This is a genomic window from Rhodococcus sp. H-CA8f, from assembly GCF_002501585.1.
Lineage (GTDB): Bacteria > Actinomycetota > Actinomycetes > Mycobacteriales > Mycobacteriaceae > Rhodococcus_F > Rhodococcus_F erythropolis.
This window is the reverse complement of record NZ_CP023720.1, coordinates 3058599-3077133: the sequence shown is the minus strand read 5'-3', so window position 1 is coordinate 3077133 and position 18535 is coordinate 3058599. Positions and strand designations below refer to the sequence as shown.

The following is an 18535-nucleotide window of genomic DNA, read 5'->3' as shown; positions in this document are numbered from 1 at the left end:
CATGGTCAAGTCACTTCGGGCCGCATTTCCCGGCCTCATGAAATGAAGGAGCCCGACATGAGCCGACTCCCCGGCAAGACACTCGCCCGACGCATTCCCGCTGCCATCGCCGGCACTGCCGCCGTCGTGGCACTCACGGCCGGCAGCGCGATGATCAGCGCGGGAACCGCGGCCGCAGAACCGGTAGTACCCGAAGGAATTGCCGCGCTGATCGCGCAGGCCGCAGCCATCTCCCCCGAAGCCTCTGCTGCTGTTCAGCAGTTGATCGGCACGGCAGGCGCTGATCAGATCACGACCGCCCTCGATCTCCCGGACATCGGCGTCACCAAGCCGCAGTCGTTCATGTACCCCGCACCGACGGTCGGGTGTGGCGTGGCCGGTGAACCTGTCACCGTCACCCTCAGCTCCGCACAGGCCGGTCCGAACTTCCCGTTGCCGCCGTGGGTCGAGGCCGACCATCTCCGGTTCCAGGCAATCCCGGGTTACGTCGGCATACCCAAGACCTCAGGGTTGAGTGTTGCCTGGATCAACGTCGGCACCTTCAAGGGTGGCATCGTCCCGTTGGACGAGAAGTTGCCCGTACTCGATACGCCGTTGCTCTCGAAGGTCGTCGACACCGGCGACGGCAAGGTGTTTGCCGCTCTGTTCGGCAATGTCGATTACGCAGACGGGAAGACCTGCATCGTGCTGCCGACAGTGGGCGCTTTTGATGCCTGAGCAGAGCGAAACGCTCGCTGCCTGACAGGCGGCTGGCCTACGCGCCCGGAGTCACCAGTCCGGTCTCGTAGGCCAGCACCACCGCCTGCACACGATCACGCAGATCGAGTTTGGTCAGAATGCGTCCGACGTGCGACTTGATCGTCGATTCGGACAGGTACAGCTGCTGTGCGATCTCGATGTTCGACAGTCCCGTGGCCACGTGCCCGAGGACTTCGCGTTCGCGTTCGGTCAGGACGTCGAGAACCACCGGATCGCGTCGCGGCGCCGGACCGTCCACGATGAACCTCGACAGCAGACGACGTGTCACCTTCGGGGAAACAACCGCATCACCGGCCGCCACGCTGCGGATAGCCGACACGAGGTCCTCGGGCGGGGTGTCTTTGAGTAGAAACCCACTCGCTCCGGCACGCAGGGCGCCGAGCGCGTGTTCGTCCAGGTCGAACGTCGTCATGACCAGGACCCTGGATTCGATCCCGGAGGCAAGAATCTGCTCCGTCGCTTTCACACCGTCGACAATCGGCATCCGCACATCCATCAACACGACGTCAGGCTTCAGCGCTACCGCCGCTGCGACCGCCGCGGCTCCGTCACCGGCCTCACCGATGACCGAGATGTCCTCATGTGCTTCGAGCACCATGTTCAGGCCCATCCGCATGAGTTCCTGGTCGTCGACTAGCAGCACGGTGATGGGCACGGCGTAAACCTATCGGGCCTGAGACGTCGGTGCCAATGCGATTGCGGCGAGCCGGTATCAATCGTGGATCTCGAGCGGCAACTCTGCGTACACACGCCAACTGCCGTCGGGGCGTCGTCCCGTCTCGAGTGTCCCGTGCAGTACCGCCACCCGCTCACGCATGCCGACCAGTCCGTTGCCCGAACCGTGAGCGAAGGTCGAGCTCGACGTTCCGTTGTCGACGACCTCGAGCAGTACCGCGGTCTCGGTGCGGCGCACGGTGACTCGGGCCTTCGGGTTCGCGCCGGCGTGGCGGAGGACATTGGTCAGTGATTCCTGAACGAGGCGATGAATGCCCAGGCTGACCGATGGACTGACGTCGTCGAGCTCGCCGGTCAGCTCGAGGCGCACGCCGAGACCGGCAGCCCGCATCATCTCGACGACCTTGGCGAGGCCGGCCGTTCCGTGTTGCGGCATCAAATCGCTACTGACCTCGGTGCGCAGAAGCGAGACGGTCCGGCGAAGCTCGGCAAGCGCGTCACGTCCGGTGCTGGAGATGTTGCCGAGCGCCTTCTTCGCCAACGCCGGATTGGAATCGACGGCGTACGAGGCGCCGTCCGCTTGAACGATCATCACGCTGACCGCGTGGGCAACGACGTCGTGGAGTTCGCGGGCGATCCGGGTTCTTTCCGTCGCCACCGCATCCTCGGCGCGGCGGTCTCGTTCGTATTCGGCCACTTCGAGTCTGGCGGCCACTTCCTCGTCGTAGGCACGTCGCGCGCTCAAGAACTCGGCGGTGATCCAGGCCAGCGCATAGAGCAGCGTCGCGATGATGATCGTCAGGATCACGTCTTGGCGGATGACGAGCAACGAGAAAGTCATGTCCAGGGCAAGGAAGCACGCGAATATCGCCCCGGTACGCCGATCGACGTACGCAACGAGTGTGTAGAGCGAAACTCCGAGCGCCAGCAGGCCTGGATGTTCCGCAGCCGGATCCCCGGTCGCCCACATCATCAGGGTCGCGAAGTACGACATCGACAATATGGACGCAGCGGACACACGCGGATATTTGCGACGCCACACGACGGGAAGGCAGATCAGAAATCCGACGACGAGCTGAGGCCACCGCTCCTCACGCGGCGAACTGACGAACGTGACTACCTCGAGCGCGAAGAACACGAGCGCCAGCGCGCTGTCCGCGATCATCGGCTTTCCTCGCAGCCACAGGCTGAACCTCCGCATGTGCTCAAGAGTGTCACAGCTGTGAAAGAGTCACCGCCGTGGATATTGCTGATTGGGGACTGCTGATGACGGCAGCAACGGCGGCGGGTTGGGTGGACGCCGTCGTCGGCGGCGGCGGATTGATTCTGTTGCCCGCGCTCTTTCTGGTCGCCCCGCAATTGACCCCGCAGGCCGCACTGGCCACCAACAAACTGACGGCATTCACCGGGACGAGTGCTGCGGTGTACACGTTCTCGCGTCGAATCCCGATGGAATGGCGGCAGATGGCGCCGGCAGCCGCCTTGGCTGCGGTGACGTCCGCGTGCGGGGCGGCGGCCGTTTCACTGATCGACAAGAAGTACTTCATTCCGATCGTGATGGTCGTACTCGTCGCTGTCGCCGTCTTCGTGACAATGCGGCCGACGCTGGGCACCACGATCGCCACTCATCGTCCGACGCAGCGCAAGACCGTCCTCGTCCTGCTGCTCTCCGCCGGACTCATCGGGCTTTACGACGGTCTGCTCGGACCCGGCACCGGCACATTCCTCATCATCAGCTTCGCCACCTTCCTCGGAACCGAATTCGTTCGGAGCGCGGCCATGGCGAAGGTGATCAATCTCGGTTCCAATTTCGGCGCGCTCGCCTACTTCGCCGTCACCGGGCATGTCTGGTGGAGTTTGGGTTTGGCGATGGCGGTGTGCAACGTTCTCGGCGCGGTCATCGGTTCGCGGATGGCGCTGAGCAAGGGATCCGGATTCGTCCGGATCACGCTGTTGGTGGTCGTGATCGCCATGGTGATTCGCCTCGGATGGCAGCAGTTCGGTTGAGATCGGCGGTCGTCGGCTAGCGTCGTGTGCGTGACCGTCACCCGAGATGTCGATGCAGATTTCCTCGCCCTCCCGCTGCGAGCCGTCGCTGATGCAGCGCTGTCGGCAGCGAGAACAGCCGGCGCCCAGCACGCCGATGTTCGTGTCCACCGCGTGCTCACACAGTCGATCCGCTTGCGCGACGGCGTAGTTCAGGCGGTGTCCGACGGAGACGAGATCGGGGTCGCCGTCCGCGTGATCGTCGACGGCACGTGGGGATTCGCCTCGCACGCCGAGGTATCCCCTGACGTCGCGGCTGCGCTGGCACGCCAAGCGGTCGAGGTTGCGAAGGCATTACGCTCGCTCAATCGGGATCCGGTCACCCTCGCCGACGAACCCGTCTACGCCGACGCGACGTGGGTGTCCCCGTACCTCGAAGATCCCTTCGCGACACCGACGGCCGACAAGGTAGCGCTGCTGGTCGACTACTCCGGACGGCTTCAAGCCGCTGACGGTGTGGATCACGTCACGGCGAGTGTCCTCCAGGTCAAGGAGCAGACTTTCTACGCGGATCTGGCCGGTTCGTCGATCACCCAGCAACGGGTGCGTCTGCACCCCGAATTCGAGGCGACCGCCGTCGACAAGTCGGCCGGCAGCTTCGAATCGATGCGCACCTTGGCGCCGCCGGTAGGTCGCGGATGGGAGTACCTCGGGGCGCAGAGCACGTGGAACTGGGGCGATGAGCTCGCGCAGATCCCGGAGTGGCTGGCCGAGAAGACGAAGGCACCGACCGTCGAAGCGGGTCCGACCGACCTCGTGATCGATCCGACCAATCTGTGGCTCACGATCCACGAATCCATCGGACACGCCACCGAATACGACCGCGCGATCGGCTACGAAGCGGCCTACGCCGGTACGTCGTTCGCGACGCCGGACAAGCTGGGAACGCTGAAATACGGAACGCCACTCATGCACGTGACCGCCGATCGTAACGAAGAGCACGGCCTGGCCAGCGTCGGATTCGACGACGACGGCGTCGCCTCTCAACGGTGGGATCTGGTGGCAGACGGAACACTGGTCGGGTATCAACTAGACCGCGTGTTCGCGCCGAGGCTGGGGCTGACTCGTTCCAACGGCTGCTCGTACGCCGACTCCGCACATCACGTTCCCATCCAGCGAATGGCCAACGTCTCGCTCTCCCCCGACCCTTCTACGGACACCTCGACCGCAGACCTGATCTCGCGAGTCGAGAACGGCATCTACGTCGTCGGTGACAAGTCCTGGTCGATCGACATGCAGCGCTACAACTTTCAGTTCACCGGTCAGCGGTTCTTCAAGATCCGTGACGGAAAGCTCGACGGTCAGGTACGTGACGTGGCGTATCAGGCGACGACGACGGATTTCTGGGGCTCGATGGAGGCCGTTGGCGGTGAGTCGACCTGGCGCCTGCAGGGCGCATTCAACTGCGGCAAGGCGCAACCCGGTCAGGTTGCGGCGGTCAGCCACGGCTGCCCGTCCGCTCTGTTCCGCGGAGTCAACATCCTCAATACTCGTTCGGAGGCTCAGCAGTGATCGATCCGCAGCAGGTCGTCGAGCGTGCATTGGCCGCGAGGACGGTAGACGAATCGTTGGTGATCGTGACCGATGCGAGTGAGGCGTCGCTACGGTGGGCCAACAATTCGATGACCACCAACGGAGTCTCGCTGTCCCGGACGTGGACGGTGATCTCGATCGTGCGCGAGGATGACATCGCGAAGGTGGGCACTGTCAGTTCCAGCAGTGTCGATCCGGAGCAGATTTCTGCGCTCGTCCAGGCAAGCGAACAGGCTGCGCGCACAGCCACTCCGGCTGACGACGCGTCCGACCTGATCACGCAGTCGGCGGCAGAGACAGACTGGGACCTGCCGGCCGCCCTGACCGACATCGGTGTCTTTGCGCCGTTGGCTGCCGACCTGTCCACGGCCTTCGACGGTGACGACCAGTTGTTCGGCTTCGCTCACCACCAGTTGCACACCACCTGGCTCGGAACTTCGACAGGCGTGCGACGCAGAACGGCTCAGGCCACCGGCTCCGTGGAGATCAACGGCAAGCGCGGCGACGCCAGCGCCTGGGTCGGATCCGGAACTGTCGATTTCACTGACATTTCAGTGCCGAACCTTTTGTCGCAGTTGACCACTCGACTCGACTGGGCGGAAAATTCGGTCAGTCTGCCCGCCGGCCGCTACGAGACGATTCTTCCGCCTTCGGCTGTCGCGGACCTGATGATCTATCTGATGTGGACCATGGAGGGGCGCGGCGCCGAAGAGGGCCACACCGCACTTTCCACCACCGGTGGTACCCGGATCGGCGAGAAGCTCGGATTGCCACTGACACTCACCTCCGACCCCGGCGCCGAGGGCTTGCAGTCCGCGCCGTTCGTGATCACGACGTCGTCGAGTGAATCCGTCTCACTGTTCGACAACGGTATGGAGATCGAACCCGTCGACTGGGTCCGAGACGGCGTCGTCAATGCACTGGCGTACCCACGCCACGCTGCACGAGAGTTCGGTCGACCTGTCGCAGTTCCCGGCGACAATCTCATCCTGACCGGTGGTGACGACACCTCGATCGAGGACATGATCGCAGGTACCGAGAAGGGTCTACTGCTCACAACCCTCTGGTACATCCGTGAGGTGGATCCGACGACGCTGCTGTTGACCGGACTCACCCGTGACGGGGTGTATTTGATCGAGGACGGCAAGATCGTCGGCGCCGTCAACAACTTCCGTTTCAACGAGAGCCCGCTCGATCTCCTGCGGCGGGTCACCGAGGCTGGACGCACCGAGATCACGCTTCCCCGCGAGTGGAAAGACTGGTTCACCCGCACGGCCATGCCGCCCATGCGGATTCCCGACTTCCACATGTCCTCGGTCAGCCAGGCGCAGTGATGACGAAGGTCGTGATCGCCGGCGGCACCGGCGCTCTCGGCCGCCGAATCAGCGACGATCTCGCCGACCGTGGGTATGACGTCGTGGTCCTGACTCGGTCACCGAAACCCGGCAGGCACAGGCAGGTTCAGTGGGACGGTGTCACGGTCGGCGACTGGGCAGGAGAACTCGACGGCGCCGCGGTGATCAATCTGGCCGGCGAGTTGGTCGATCGCCGACCCACCCCGGCAAACATCGCACTGCTCACCAACTCCCGAGTCGGTCCGACCCGCGCGCTGGTCGAAGCGTCGAAACTACTGGCGCACCCTGTTCCGGTGTGGATCCAAGCGAGCACGCTCGCAATCTACGGCGACGCCGGAGAGACCCGACTCGACGAGGCTTCCCCACTCGCTGACGGACCACCTCAGATGACCGACGTAGCAAAGGACTGGGAGGCAGCGGTCGAGGGAGCAAACACGTCACGAGTAGTGATCCTGCGAACCAGTGTCGTGTTGGAGAAGGGCACACCGGCGCTCGAGCGACTCCTGTTGCTCGTACGTCTCGGTCTGGGCGGACGCGTTGCCTCGGGTAGACAATGGACCAGTTGGATTCACATCGACGACTGGCTGTCGATCGTTCGTTGGGCCCTCGAACCCGATTCGGCTGCCTCGGGCGTGGTCATCGCGACTGCCCCGGATCCCGTCCGCAATTCAGAATTGATGGCCGGGCTGCGCAAGCACCTTCACCGGCCACCTGCGCCGCCGACGCCCGCTGTCATGGTCAGATTCGGCGCGTTCCTGCTGCGCAGCGACGCTGCCTTGGGCCTGACGGGTCGTCATGCCGTGTCGAAAGTGCTGACCGACAACGGCTTCCCCTTCACCTATCCGCGGTTCGATTCAGCGTTGGACGATCTGCTCGGCAACTGACGCGGTCAAGCTGCAGTGATGGCAAGTCCGATCGTTCCGTTCTTGCCGCGGCGCAGGAGACTGCCTTTCATGGTGATCCAGCCAAGGATTCCGTAGCGACGCGCGATCGCGTCGCGAGCATGATCGGTGCCCGGCGCGTCGAGGATCTCGGCGACGGCGGCAACCGGTTCACCCTTCGGATTTCCCCGCGCGTCACACGCGGCGACTGTGACCGACGGGTTTCGCCTGATGCGCTTGACCTTGTAGGAATCGGTGACGGTCCACATCAAGATCTTGTCGCCGTCCGGCGCGGCCCAGAGTGGAGTCGCCACCGGAGTTCCATCCTTGCGGAAGGTCGTGAGTAGGACGTACTTGGCCTCGGAGACACGCTTGAAGTCGGAGTTCACTCCTCGAGGATAGGGGCGGGAACCTCTCACTGGACACCGATGAGCTTCCGCGACCATCCGGCGACCTTCCGCAATCGGCTGACACACGCCACTTATGCACGTTTTATCCGGTTTCTGCGCGCATTCAACATGCCGTTTCGTCCGCAAACTCCATCTCGAGTTATTCTGAGGCAAATCATCGAACTGGGGAGTCGAACAAACACATGCAGCGTCGTGACATGCAGCGTCGTGACTTTTTCAAAGCGGCCGGAGTGGGGGCAGCAGTTGCAGCCGCGACACCGCTCATGTCGACCTCGATCAGCCACGCCGCCCCCGCGCCTCTGCGTGCGCTACCGATGGGTGCCGATCACTACCGCGCACTCGTCCCCGAGTTGTTCGTACCCTCGCCCACTCCCCCGGAACATTCCGAAGCCATCGTCATCGGGTCAGGTTTCGGCGCCAGCGCGACCGCTCTCCGGTTGGCGCAGAGCGGCACCCAGGTCACCATCCTCGAACGCGGACTCCGATGGCCGCATGATCCGCAGCGGGAGATTCACACCTCCGACATGCTGGCCGACGGCCGCGGAGTTTTCCGGCGCACATCGTTCACCAACCTCACCGGACTCCCGGTGGTGTGCGACTACTTCAGCGGCGTCCTCGATGCCACCGACTACGAACACATCTCGGTCTGGCGCGGCGCTGCAGTCGGCGGTGGTTCCATCATCTTCACCGGCGTGATGATCGCGCCCGAGCGCCGATTCTTCGACGCAGTCTTCGGCAACTCCCTCGACTACGACGAGATGGCGTCCACCTGGTACCCCAAGGTGCGCCAGATGCTGCGTCTGAGCCCGTTGCCCGAAGACATTTACCAAACCCCGAATTTCGGTCACTCGCGTCGTTGGGATCAGGACGCTCGTCGTGCCGGATTCGATCCGCAGCGGATCGACGGGATCTGGAACTGGGACGTGGTGCGCTCAGAACTCGACGGCCGAACCCGAGCCTCGGCCACTGTCGGTGACAGCAACATGGGTAACTCCAACGGCGCGAAGTTCGACCTCACACAGAACTACATTCCCGCCGCCGAAGCCACCGGACGAGCCACCGTCTGTTACGGACATCAGGTGCTCGCGATCAGTCGCGAACGTGATGGACGCTACGTCGTCGACGTCGAATCGACGGATCCGACGGGTGGCGTTCTGGCCCGGAAGACTCTTACCTGTGACCGTCTGTTCCTCGGCGCCGGCTCGATCGGCACCTCCGAACTGCTGGTACGCGCCCAGGCGACGGGCGCGCTGCCGAACCTCAACGAACACGTCGGTAAGGGCTGGGGAACGAACGGCGACGCCGGGATGGTGCGCTCGTTCGGCTTCAGTGACGGCACTGCGCAAGCCGCACCGTCGGCATCACGGATCGTCGACGAGTCGGGAATGCCACTCTCCCTGGAAAACTGGTACGTCCCCGGCCTACCCGTCAACATCGGCATGCTCGGAACCTTGGGTATGACCCTCGATTCGCAGCGCGCCGACTTCGCCTACGACGGGGGCAACGATCGGGTGGTGCTGAACTGGCCGAAGAACGGCAACGACGCCACCGTCGAGGCCCTGCGCGCCGTCCAGAACAAGATGGCCTTCGCCGGCACCACGCTGCCGTCCGCCTTGCCGTTCGCGAAAGACGTCAATTCCTCGTTCACCGCGCATCCCCTCGGCGGTGCGGTTCTCGGCAAGGCAACCGACGGCTACGGGCGAGTCAAGGGCTACGACGGCCTGTACGTGATGGACGGCGCTGCCATTCCGGGCAGCACCGGCACCGTCAATCCGTCACTGACCATCACTGCTCTGGCGGAGCGGAACATCGCTCAGATCATCAAGTCCGGACGCTGAAACACTTCAGCGCCCGGACCTGCTGATGATTCTCGAGGTTTACTCCCCCTCGAGTTCGCCTTCGGTTTCGAGGTACACCTGACGCAAGCCGTCGAGTGTCTTCTGCTCGGGGTGCTCCCACATGTTGCGCTCGGCGGCTTCGAGGAGCCGCTCGGCGATTCCGTGTAGTGCCCACGGATTGGATTGCGTCATGAACTTCTGGTTCTGCTCGTCCAGAACGTAGGTCTCGGCGAGCTTTTCGTACATCCAGTCCGCGACCACGTTGGTGGTGGCGTCGTACCCGAAGAGGTAGTCGACCGTGGCTGCCATCTCGAAGGCACCCTTGTACCCATGACGGCGCATCGCGTCGAGCCAGCGGGGATTGACCACGCGCGCCCGGAAGACACGTGCGGTCTCTTCCGAAAGTGTGCGTGTGCGAACCGATTCCGGCCTAGTGCTGTCGCCGATGTATGCCTCGGGCGACTTTCCGGTCAGCGCGCGGACGGTGGCAACCATGCCGCCGTGGTACTGGAAGTAGTCGTCCGAATCGGCGATGTCGTGCTCACGTGTGTCGGTGTTCTTGGCCGCCACGTTGATTCGACGGTAAGCACTGCGCATGTCGTCGGCTGCCGGGATTCCGTCGAGCCCACGGCCGTACGCGAAGCCGCCCCAGTTGGTGTACACCTCGGCGAGGTCGTCGTCACCGCGCCAGGTCTTGGAGTCGATGAGTTGCAGCAGTCCGGCGCCGTAGGTTCCGGGCTTCGAACCGAAGATACGGGTGGTCGCACGCCTGGCGTCGCCGTGCTCGGCAAGGTCGGCCTGTGCGTGGGCGCGCACGTAGTTCTGCTCGTCCGTCTCGTCCAGTGCCGCGACCAGCTGAACGGCGTCGTCGAGCAGTGCGAGCACGTGCGGGAACGCATCACGGAAGAATCCGGAGATGCGGACGGTGACGTCGATGCGCGGGCGGCCGAGTTCTTCGAGATCGATGACTTCGAGGTTGACGACGCGTCGGCTTGCTTCGTCCCAGACGGGGCGAACACCGAGGAGCGCGAACACTTCGGCGATGTCGTCGCCGGAGGTACGCATGGCGGCGGTTCCCCACACCGACAGACCCACCGAGCGCGGGTATTCGCCGTGATCGGCGAGATAGCGAGCGGCGAGCGACTCGGCCATCGCCTGACCGGTCTCCCACGCCAGACGTGAAGGAACTGCCTTGGGGTCGACGGAGTAGAAGTTACGACCAGTGGGAAGAACGTTGATCAGGCCGCGCAGCGGCGAACCGCTCGGACCCGCGGCGATGAATCCGCCGTCGAGCGCGTGCAGGACCTGCTTGATCTCGTTGTCCGTCTGCCGCAGACGCGGAACCACTTCGGTGGCCGCGAACTGCAGGATCTTCACGACGGTCTCGTCGTCGCTGAGTTGTTCTGCCGCAGCGGGGTTCCAATCGGCGTCGTACATGCCGCGAACCAGTGCGTGCGCCTTTTCCTCGACGTCGTCGACACGGCTGCGCGACTCGTCGCCGTCTTCGCTGAGCCCGAGTGCTTCACGCAAACCGGGGACGCTCTGTTCGCCGCCCCACATCTGACGGGCACGCAGCATGGCGAGGACCAGTTCGATTTCGGCGTCGCCCTGGGGTGCACGGCCGAGAATGTGCAGACCGTCGCGGATCTGGACGTCCTTGATCTCGCACAGCCAACCGTCGACGTGCAGGAGCATGTCGTCGAACACGTCTTCTTCAGGCCGCTCGGCGAGGCCGAGGTCGTGGTCCATCTTGGCGGCACGCATCAGTGTCCAGATCTGCTGGCGAATAGCCGGGAGCTTGGACGGATCGAGTGCGGAAATGTTGGAGTGCTCGTCGAGCAGTTGCTCGAGGCGGGAGATGTCGCCGTAGCTTTCGGCACGGGCCATCGGCGGGATCAGGTGATCGACGAGCGTCGCGTGAGCACGACGCTTGGCCTGTGTTCCTTCGCCCGGGTCGTTGACCAGGAACGGGTAGATCAGCGGCAGGTCGCCGAGCGCTGCGTCGGTGCCGCAGTTGCTGGACATGCCGAGTGTCTTGCCCGGCAACCATTCGAGGTTGCCGTGCTTGCCGAGGTGCACAACGGCGTCGGCGCCGAATCCGCCGTTGTCCGGGGTGGCAGCGATCCAGCGGTAGGCCGCGAGGTAGTGGTGGCTCGGCGGCAGATCCGGGTCGTGGTAGATCGCGACAGGCTTTTCACCGAATCCCCGCGGCGGCTGAACCATGAGGACGATGTTGTTGAATCGCAGTGCCGCGATGACGATTTCGCCGTCCGGATCCTGCGAGCGATCGACGTACAACTCGCCGGGCGCTGTGCCCCAGTGTTCCTCGACTCCGCTGCGCAACTCTTCGGGCAGAGTGGCGAACCAGTCGCGGTACTTCGCTGCCGAGATGCGGATCGGATTGCCCTCGAGCTGCTCGGCAGTGAGCCAGTCGGGATCCTGTCCGCCGGCCGCGATCAGGGCGTGGATCAGCGCATCGCCGTCCTTGGCTGCCAGACCGGGAACTGCGTCAGGACCGTCGACCGGACCGAGGTCATAACCGGCAGAACGCATTTCGGTGAGCAGATCGATTGCGCTCGCCGGAGTGTCGAGGCCGACGGCATTGCCGATACGGGCGTGCTTGGTCGGGTACGCCGAGAGCATCAGAGCAACGCGACGCTGGGTGGTCGGAATGTGACGAAGCTTGCCGTGACGGACTGCGATGCCGGCGACACGGGCAGCGCGCTCGACATCGGGGACGTACGTGGACAGCCCGTCGGAGTCGATTTCCTTGAAGGAGAACGGGACGGTGATGATGCGACCGTCGAACTCCGGCACCGCCACCTGCGTCGCGACGTCGAGAGGCGACAGTCCGTCGTCGTTCTCGTCCCAGGTGGCGCGGCTACTGGTCAGGCACAGCCCCTGCAGGATCGGGACGTCGAGTGCAGCGAGTGCGGCGACATCCCAGGCTTCGTCGTCGCCACCGGCGGACGCGGTGGCGGGCTTGGTGCCGCCGGCAGCAAGAACTGTCACGACCATGGCGTCGGCGCGGCGGAGCGTACTCAGAAGTTCGGCTTCTGCGGTTCGCAGAGATGCGCAGTAGATCGGCAGCGCGGTGCCACCGGCCTCGGCGACCGCGTCGCACAACGCCTGGATGTACCGGGTGTTTCCGGCCAAATGCTGGGCGCGGTAGTACAGAACTGCGATGACCGGACCGCTCGCCGAGTCGAGATCGGGCGCGAAATCAGCGATGCCCCAGGAAGGCAGGTGAGCCGGCGGCTCGAAACCGTGGCCGGTGAGCAGGACGGTGTCGGAGAGGAAGTGGTGCAGCTGTGCCAGATTCTGCGTGCCACCCTCAGCCAGGTAGTTGTGCGCCTCGGCAGCAACACCGGCGGAGACCGTCGAGCACTCCATGAGGTCGGCATCCGGCGCGTGCTCGCCGCCGAGAACGACTACGGGGAGTCCGGAGGCGAGGACCATCTCCAAGCCGTCTTCCCAGCTGCGACGGCTGCCGAGGATACGAACGATCACGAGGTCGACGCCGTCGAGCAAGGGCGGCAAGTCCTCCGAGACCAGCAAGCGTGAGGGGTTGGCCCAGCGATAGGAGACGCCGTCGCCGGCTTCCTGGCTGGCGCGGGCGCTCAGCAGATCGGTGTCGGACGTGGAGAGCAGAAGAATCACGGGTGAAGCCTTCCTGGGGTTTCGCGCCCCGTGGCACAGATCTGTCATCGACGGCGGTTGAGGGTCTGACTTGTGTTTCCGAGCGGAAACACGTCCCGCTCGAGCAACACTCACAGTGGCGCGACCGCACCGGACTTTCACCGGTTTCCTCAACTGCCGTCACTGGTGGTGGTGATGCTACCGGTCCGCAGAAGGCACTCATGACAGGTCGTACCCTGGAGCCATGCCCACGGACCGTTCACAGCCAGACGCGTGCCCGGGTGCACTGCAAGTTCACCACGCCGCCGACGGCGCACTGGCACGCGTGCGCCTACCCGGCGGACTCCTCACCCCGGTCCAATTGCAGACGCTCGCCGACGCAGCGCGCGATCTCGGCAACGGGCAGATGGAACTCACCTCGAGGGGCAATGTCCAACTGCGCTCGGTCTCGGACCCCGAAGCCTTCGCAGCGCGAATCGCGTCGGCCGGTCTGCTGCCGTCAGCGACGCACGAGCGAGTGCGCAACATCCTCGCGTCCCCACTGTCCGGCCGTATCGGAGGCGTAGCCGACATTCGTGAACTGGTCCACCGTCTCGATTCGGCGATCCAAGCGGATCACGCATTGGCGGATCTGCCAGGGCGAACCCTGTTCACCCTCGACGACGGGCGCGGAGACATCACCGGGCTACGGGGCGATTTCGGACTCCATGCGCGCAGCGCCACCGAGCATTCACTGGTGCTCGCCGGTCACCACACCACTCATCTCGTCCAGGCGGACGACGCCGTCGAATTGCTCCTCGAGGCGGCTCGATCATTCCTCGACGTCCGCGACAAGCACTGGCGCCTGGCCGAGGTTCCGGACGGAATCGAACGCACCCTCGAGCAGCTGGGTCTGAGCGCCGAGTCCACCGGTGCGGCGGACCTCACGCCGGATGCACGACCCACCATCGGCTGGCTCGAGCAGCGCGACGGGACCGTAGCCCTGGGCGGAGGCTTGCGATTCGGGCTGCTCGACGCTCGGCTGGCCGAGTTCCTGGCCGCCGTCGACAAGCCCGTTGTCGTGACGCCGTGGCGATCGGTGCACATCTTCGACCTCGACGAATGGGCTGCCGAGCAGGTAGTCCGGGTGTTGGCGCCGATGGGGTTGATCTTCGACGAGAACTCACCGTGGCTCGACGTCACCGCCTGCACCGGAAGCCCGGGATGCGAGAAGTCGCTCGCCGATGTGCGCACCGACGCCATCACCGCCGTCGAGCAGGCAGAACTGCCTGTCGTCGGGCGCCAGCACTGGGCCGGGTGCGACCGCAGCTGCGGACGTCCCCGCGGGGACGTAGCGGATGTGATTGCGACGGGTGACGGTTACCGGGTGAATCCGGCCGATCGGTGATGCCTCTATCGTGTGGCACATGATCGAGTACATCCGTGACGGCGCGGAAATCTATCGCCAGTCCTTTGCCACCATTCGGGCCGAAGCCGACCTGAGCCGTTTCCCGGCGGATGTCTCGCAAGCTGTAGTGCGCATGATTCATGCAAGTGGCCAGGTCGATCTCGTCGACGACGTCGCCTTCACACCCGGTGTCGTCTCGGCTGCGCGCGCAGCTCTGTGCGACGGCGCGCCGATTTTCTGCGACGCTCAGATGGTGGCTGCCGGCATCACGCGCAAGCGTCTGCCCGCCGGTAACGACGTCATCTGCACCCTCGGCGATCCGCGGGTTCCCGTGCTGGCGTCGACCATCGACAACACTCGCTCGGCGGCTGCTCTCGAACTGTGGGGAGCCAAGCTCGAGGGCGCTGTTGTCGCGATCGGAAACGCACCCACCGCACTGTTCCATCTCCTGAACCTCATCGAAGCCGGCGCACCCCGTCCGGCCGCCATCGTCGGAGGTCCGGTCGGCTTCATCGGCGCTGCCGAGTCGAAGGAAGCCCTCATCGAACACGCCAGCGGGATCGATCATCTCGTTCTCCGCGGCCGACGCGGCGGTAGCGCGATCACCGCGGCCGTCGTCAATGCGATTGCGAGCGAGGTCGAATGAGTGCAGGCAAGCTCTGGGGTGTCGGTATCGGCCCCGGCGATCCCGAATTGGTGACCGTCAAAGCCGCTCGCGTCATCGGCGAGGCCGATGTGGTTGCGTTCCACTCCGCGAGGCACGGCAAGAGCATCTCCCGCGGAGTTGCAGCGCCGTACATGCGCGAAGGACAGATCGAAGAACACCTCGTCTACCCCGTGACCACCGAGACCGTTGATCATCCCGGCGGATACCAGGGCGCGATGGACGAATTCTACGAAGCGGCTGCCGAACGGTTGGCAGTTCACCTCGCGGCCGGTCGAACCGTCGCGTTGCTCGCCGCCGGCGATCCGCTCTTCTACAGCTCCTACATGCACATGCACAAGAGGCTGGCCGATCGCTTCGACGCCGAGGTGATTCCCGGTGTGACCTCGGTCAGCGCGGCATCTGCTGCACTCGGAAAGCCGCTGGTCGAGGGTGAAGAAATCCTGACGATCCTGCCCGGAACATTGCCGCAGGCCGAGCTGACCAGGCGGCTCAAGGAAACCGACGCCGCTGCCATCCTCAAGCTCGGACGCACGTTCCCGCCTGTCCTGCAATCGCTCGAGGATTCCGGCCGCTTGGATGAAACGCACTACGTCGAGCGCGCGAGCACCACACGTCAACGCGTCGAATCCGCTGCCGAGGTCGACCCGGACGGAGTTCCGTACTTCTCGATCGCCATCGTTCCGAGCCCGTCGAACAACCCTCGACCTGCAACCGAATCCCGCGGCGAGGTGGTCGTGGTCGGACTCGGACCGGGCGACACCGCCTGGACCACACCCGAAGTGGCGCATGAGCTTTCGTTGGCAACCGACCTCGTCGGCTACGGCCCTTACGTCGATCGCGTGCCGACGCGTCCGGGCCAGCGGCGCCATTCCAGCGACAACCGCGTCGAAGCGGAACGCGCCGCGATGGCGTTGGACCTGGCGAAGAACGGCGCCCGTGTAGCTGTCGTCTCGTCGGGAGATCCCGGCGTATTCGCCATGGCTGCAGCAGTTCTCGAAGTTGCCGCCGAAGACCAGTGGCGCGGCGTCCCGGTGCGCATCCTTCCCGGCATGACGGCGGCAAACGCTGTCGCCAGTCGCGTCGGCGCTCCCCTCGGGCACGACTATGCGGTGCTCTCCCTCTCCGATCGCCTCAAGCCGTGGGATGTCGTCGCTCGCCGTATCTCGGCAGTTGCAGCCGCAGACATGGCATTTGCGGTCTACAACCCGGCGTCGAAGTCCCGGACGTGGCAGGTCCAAGCCATGAAGGACCTCGTGCTCGAGCACCGCTCCCCCGAGACTCCTGTTGTCATCGGGCGCGATGTTGCCGGCGCCGAGGAATCAGTTCGCGTCGTAACCCTCGGCGAGCTCGAGCCTTCCGAAATCGACATGCGGACTCTGCTGATCGTTGGATCGTCGATGACCACGGTCGTCGAAACCGGTTCGGGCCGTCAAGTGTTCACCCCGCGGCGCTACCCGGAGTAACCACCACTCGGCGATAGCATGGCGTCATGCCCGTCAACCGGACCCGGAAAGCCAGATACGCGCGCAAACGCAAACGCCGAATGGATCTGGTGGAGCACGACCTGTCCGTCGAGCAGTGGTCCGCGCTCAAAGCGGCCTGGGGTGGCTGCGCGTACTGCGGCGAGCCGGACGAGTCGCCGCAGCGTGACTGTGTGCTGGCGATCTCCCGCGGTGGGCGCTACACGCTCGACAACATCGCACCGGCGTGTCGCTCGTGCAATGCAAGCAAATGCAACAGCGAGGTCACTCTCTGGTTGCGACGCAAGGGGTATGACGAGAAGGCCTTCCTCCTGCGTCACGCGGAGATAGGTATCGAGATGAGGGCGCAGTTCTCGGAGCAGTCGTGACGACCCCGCACGAGTTTCGCCCGATCCTCGACGAGTTGATGGAGTTCGAACCTCTGTTTCACCGAACTCGAGTAGCGATGTCACGAGACGAGTTCGATGCGGTCGTCGACCCGGAGTTCCGGGAGATCGGAGCCTCCGGCGCTCGATACACCCGCGACTACGCGCAGTCGGTAGTCGCGAGCCGGCGACTCCGCGGCGAGGTGAACGACGCCGCCGAACTCGGGTGGAGGGTTGACCGGCCAGCACTGAGCAGGATCGCGCCTGACACGTATCTGGTGACGTACCGGCTGGCGCAGGCGCATCGTGTCACCGAGCGATCATCCATCTGGCGGTTCGCCGAGAATCGATGGAGCGTGTTGTTTCATCAAGGCACAGTCGTAGAAAGTGGTCTGGAAGCGTGAACAGCTCCCGACTCCGCCTCGGGAGAGAGAATTGCACGGTGTGGGCACTTACACCTTGCGCACTCCGCTGACCCACGGTGATACTAGATGCAGTATCAATATTGCATGGGGAAGAGAGACAAGCTGCTCGCGCAAATGCGGACCGCGCCGCAGAACGTCACCTACGACGAACTGTTCGCACTCTGCATCGATGTCTTCGGTCAGGCCAGGCAGAACGCCGGGTCTCACGCCAAGTTCCAGACGCCGTGGCCGGGACCACGCATCAACATTCAAAAGGGTTCGGGCGGTAAGGCCAAGCAGTACCAGGTAGGGCAAGTTCTGGCAGCAATCGAACGCATGGAAGGAGACTCGCCGTGATCCCCGCAGTGGAGCACTACACATACCGAGTCGAGTGGTACGAACCCGACGGAGAGTTCCTGGGAACCTGCACGGAGTTCCCTGGCCTGTCGTGGCTCGCGGATACTCAAGCAGCCGCCCTCGACGGCATCCGTACAGCGGTGGCCGAGACGCTCGCGGACATGGCAGAGACAGGTGAGCGGATCCCCGAACCGCTGAGCGAGCGCGGATATTCGGGCAAGTTCCAGGTCCGGATCACCCCGACTTTGCACCGCAAGCTGGCAAGAGCAGCCGCCGAGGAAGGGGTTTCCCTCAACGCGTTGGTCTCCGAACGTCTCGCGTCCGCGTAATCAACGGGGCACCGAGGGAACGTCGATCTCGCAGTAAGCCCGAGCGCTGGAGCGTGTTGTTCCAATCAAGTCACAGCGGTTGAAAGGGATTTGTAAGCGTGAACGAATCGATCCACAACCCCACCATTCCGCTTTGGGTGGACATCACCTTCACCGTCTTCGTTCTTGCCTGGATCTTCATCACGATTAGCGTGCTCGTGGCGATCGTGCGCACCGACTTCGACCGCTCGGGCGGCAAATTCTGGTGGTCGGCACTGGTGATCGCGGTGCCTGTACTCGGTGCGCTCGTCTGGTTGCTGTTCGGACGACCCCCGCGTGACTCCAGGTCCCGAACCTGATCTACACCGACGGCCCGGCAGTAGTCTGAGTACGGTCCGGTGCTGTCACTCTGCGCATATCAGGGGAGAAC

18 protein-coding genes and 1 riboswitch are annotated in these 18535 nt (G+C 64.3%); of the genes, 14 read left to right on the top strand and 4 right to left on the bottom strand.

Translation table 11 applies throughout. The features are described from left to right. Positions 1 to 57: 57 nt before the first annotated feature. The gene (locus tag CPI83_RS14405; protein WP_003944837.1) at positions 58 to 717 is read left to right on the top strand and encodes a hypothetical protein; all 660 of its coding nucleotides are present in this window, start codon (positions 58 to 60) and stop codon (positions 715 to 717) included. 37 nt (positions 718 to 754) lie between these two features. On the opposite strand, the gene CPI83_RS14400 is transcribed toward CPI83_RS14405, so the two are convergent. Together CPI83_RS14400 and CPI83_RS14395 are read right to left on the bottom strand one after the other, a co-directional pair. After that, the gene (locus tag CPI83_RS14400; protein ID WP_003945024.1) at positions 755 to 1414 is read right to left on the bottom strand and encodes a response regulator transcription factor; all 660 of its coding nucleotides are present in this window, start codon (positions 1412 to 1414) and stop codon (positions 755 to 757) included. A gap of 57 nt (positions 1415 to 1471) precedes the next feature. Then, positions 1472 to 2635 carry a sensor histidine kinase gene (locus tag CPI83_RS14395; protein WP_020907782.1) on the bottom strand — a complete coding sequence of 388 codons (1164 nt, stop codon included), beginning with the start codon at positions 2633 to 2635 and terminating at the stop codon, positions 1472 to 1474. Positions 2636 to 2673: 38 nt separating this feature from the next. Here CPI83_RS14395 and CPI83_RS14390 point away from each other — a divergent pair, with 38 nt between their 5' ends. Genes CPI83_RS14390 through CPI83_RS14375 form a run of 4 tightly spaced genes read left to right on the top strand, consistent with a single transcriptional unit; the run spans position 2674 to position 7252 of the window. Continuing rightward, positions 2674 to 3441, top strand: a complete 768-nt coding sequence (locus tag CPI83_RS14390; RefSeq protein WP_019748481.1) for a TSUP family transporter — start codon at positions 2674 to 2676, stop codon at positions 3439 to 3441. A gap of 30 nt (positions 3442 to 3471) precedes the next feature. Further along, positions 3472 to 4992, top strand: coding sequence for a TldD/PmbA family protein (locus tag CPI83_RS14385; RefSeq protein WP_029538132.1), 1521 nt, complete (start codon positions 3472 to 3474; stop codon positions 4990 to 4992). Continuing rightward, positions 4989 to 6347: a metallopeptidase TldD-related protein gene (locus CPI83_RS14380; protein ID WP_069146584.1), complete on the top strand. Its 1359-nt coding sequence runs from the start codon at positions 4989 to 4991 to the stop codon at positions 6345 to 6347. Before CPI83_RS14385 ends, CPI83_RS14380 begins: the two co-directional genes overlap by 4 nt. Beyond that, the gene (locus CPI83_RS14375; RefSeq protein WP_019748484.1) at positions 6347 to 7252 is read left to right on the top strand and encodes a TIGR01777 family oxidoreductase; all 906 of its coding nucleotides are present in this window, start codon (positions 6347 to 6349) and stop codon (positions 7250 to 7252) included. Before CPI83_RS14380 ends, CPI83_RS14375 begins: the two co-directional genes overlap by 1 nt. 5 nt (positions 7253 to 7257) lie before the next feature. On the opposite strand, the gene CPI83_RS14370 is transcribed toward CPI83_RS14375, so the two are convergent. Continuing rightward, positions 7258 to 7638, bottom strand: coding sequence for a PPOX class F420-dependent oxidoreductase (locus tag CPI83_RS14370; RefSeq protein WP_097387359.1), 381 nt, complete (start codon positions 7636 to 7638; stop codon positions 7258 to 7260). 203 nt (positions 7639 to 7841) lie between these two features. Between CPI83_RS14370 and CPI83_RS14365 the strand changes: the two genes are divergently transcribed. Then, positions 7842 to 9497 (top strand): GMC oxidoreductase, encoded by a 1656-nt coding sequence (locus CPI83_RS14365; protein ID WP_020907786.1) that lies wholly within the window; start codon positions 7842 to 7844, stop codon positions 9495 to 9497. A gap of 39 nt (positions 9498 to 9536) precedes the next feature. On the opposite strand, the gene cobN is transcribed toward CPI83_RS14365, so the two are convergent. Continuing rightward, positions 9537 to 13157 carry a cobaltochelatase subunit CobN gene (gene cobN / locus CPI83_RS14360; protein ID WP_029538136.1) on the bottom strand — a complete coding sequence of 1207 codons (3621 nt, stop codon included), beginning with the start codon at positions 13155 to 13157 and terminating at the stop codon, positions 9537 to 9539. A gap of 63 nt (positions 13158 to 13220) precedes the next feature. Continuing rightward, positions 13221 to 13306: riboswitch (cobalamin riboswitch) on the bottom strand. Between the two features lie 74 nt (positions 13307 to 13380). Here cobN and cobG point away from each other — a divergent pair. From cobG to CPI83_RS14320, 8 genes are all read left to right on the top strand, one after another. Continuing rightward, positions 13381 to 14523 (top strand): precorrin-3B synthase, encoded by a 1143-nt coding sequence (cobG, locus tag CPI83_RS14355; RefSeq protein WP_070797026.1) that lies wholly within the window; start codon positions 13381 to 13383, stop codon positions 14521 to 14523. A gap of 19 nt (positions 14524 to 14542) precedes the next feature. Continuing rightward, positions 14543 to 15169 (top strand): precorrin-8X methylmutase, encoded by a 627-nt coding sequence (locus CPI83_RS14350; protein WP_097387358.1) that lies wholly within the window; start codon positions 14543 to 14545, stop codon positions 15167 to 15169. After that, complete coding sequence (cobJ, locus tag CPI83_RS14345) at positions 15166 to 16653, top strand: precorrin-3B C(17)-methyltransferase (RefSeq protein WP_097387357.1); 1488 nt, start codon at positions 15166 to 15168, stop codon at positions 16651 to 16653. The genes CPI83_RS14350 and cobJ overlap by 4 nt, the downstream gene beginning before the upstream one ends. Positions 16654 to 16679: 26 nt before the next feature. Further along, positions 16680 to 17039 carry an HNH endonuclease signature motif containing protein gene (locus tag CPI83_RS14340; RefSeq protein WP_078377497.1) on the top strand — a complete coding sequence of 120 codons (360 nt, stop codon included), beginning with the start codon at positions 16680 to 16682 and terminating at the stop codon, positions 17037 to 17039. Then, the gene (locus CPI83_RS14335; protein ID WP_060938579.1) at positions 17036 to 17440 is read left to right on the top strand and encodes a hypothetical protein; all 405 of its coding nucleotides are present in this window, start codon (positions 17036 to 17038) and stop codon (positions 17438 to 17440) included. Before CPI83_RS14340 ends, CPI83_RS14335 begins: the two co-directional genes overlap by 4 nt. A gap of 105 nt (positions 17441 to 17545) precedes the next feature. Then, positions 17546 to 17797, top strand: a complete 252-nt coding sequence (locus tag CPI83_RS14330) for a hypothetical protein (protein WP_051636474.1) — start codon at positions 17546 to 17548, stop codon at positions 17795 to 17797. Beyond that, complete coding sequence (locus tag CPI83_RS14325; protein WP_037119480.1) at positions 17794 to 18126, top strand: toxin-antitoxin system HicB family antitoxin; 333 nt, start codon at positions 17794 to 17796, stop codon at positions 18124 to 18126. Before CPI83_RS14330 ends, CPI83_RS14325 begins: the two co-directional genes overlap by 4 nt. 98 nt (positions 18127 to 18224) lie before the next feature. Beyond that, on the top strand, positions 18225 to 18464 hold the full coding sequence (locus tag CPI83_RS14320; protein WP_046378573.1) for a PLDc N-terminal domain-containing protein: 240 nt from the start codon (positions 18225 to 18227) through the stop codon (positions 18462 to 18464). Positions 18465 to 18535: the final 71 nt, after the last annotated feature.

Excerpts from the sequence above, each read along its gene's own strand:
- cobG (WP_070797026.1), top strand. The coding sequence starts at position 13,381 with ATGCCCACGGACCGTTCACAGCCAGACGCGTGCCCGGGTGCACTGCAA.
- CPI83_RS14375 (WP_019748484.1), top strand. The coding sequence starts at position 6,347 with ATGACGAAGGTCGTGATCGCCGGCGGCACCGGCGCTCTCGGCCGCCGA.
- cobJ (WP_097387357.1), top strand. The coding sequence starts at position 15,166 with ATGAGTGCAGGCAAGCTCTGGGGTGTCGGTATCGGCCCCGGCGATCCC.
- CPI83_RS14340 (WP_078377497.1), top strand. The coding sequence starts at position 16,680 with ATGCCCGTCAACCGGACCCGGAAAGCCAGATACGCGCGCAAACGCAAA.
- CPI83_RS14365 (WP_020907786.1), top strand. The coding sequence starts at position 7,842 with ATGCAGCGTCGTGACATGCAGCGTCGTGACTTTTTCAAAGCGGCCGGA.
- CPI83_RS14350 (WP_097387358.1), top strand. The coding sequence starts at position 14,543 with ATGATCGAGTACATCCGTGACGGCGCGGAAATCTATCGCCAGTCCTTT.
- CPI83_RS14395 (WP_020907782.1), bottom strand. The coding sequence starts at position 2,635 with ATGCGGAGGTTCAGCCTGTGGCTGCGAGGAAAGCCGATGATCGCGGAC.
- CPI83_RS14405 (WP_003944837.1), top strand. The coding sequence starts at position 58 with ATGAGCCGACTCCCCGGCAAGACACTCGCCCGACGCATTCCCGCTGCC.
- CPI83_RS14330 (WP_051636474.1), top strand. The coding sequence starts at position 17,546 with ATGGGGAAGAGAGACAAGCTGCTCGCGCAAATGCGGACCGCGCCGCAG.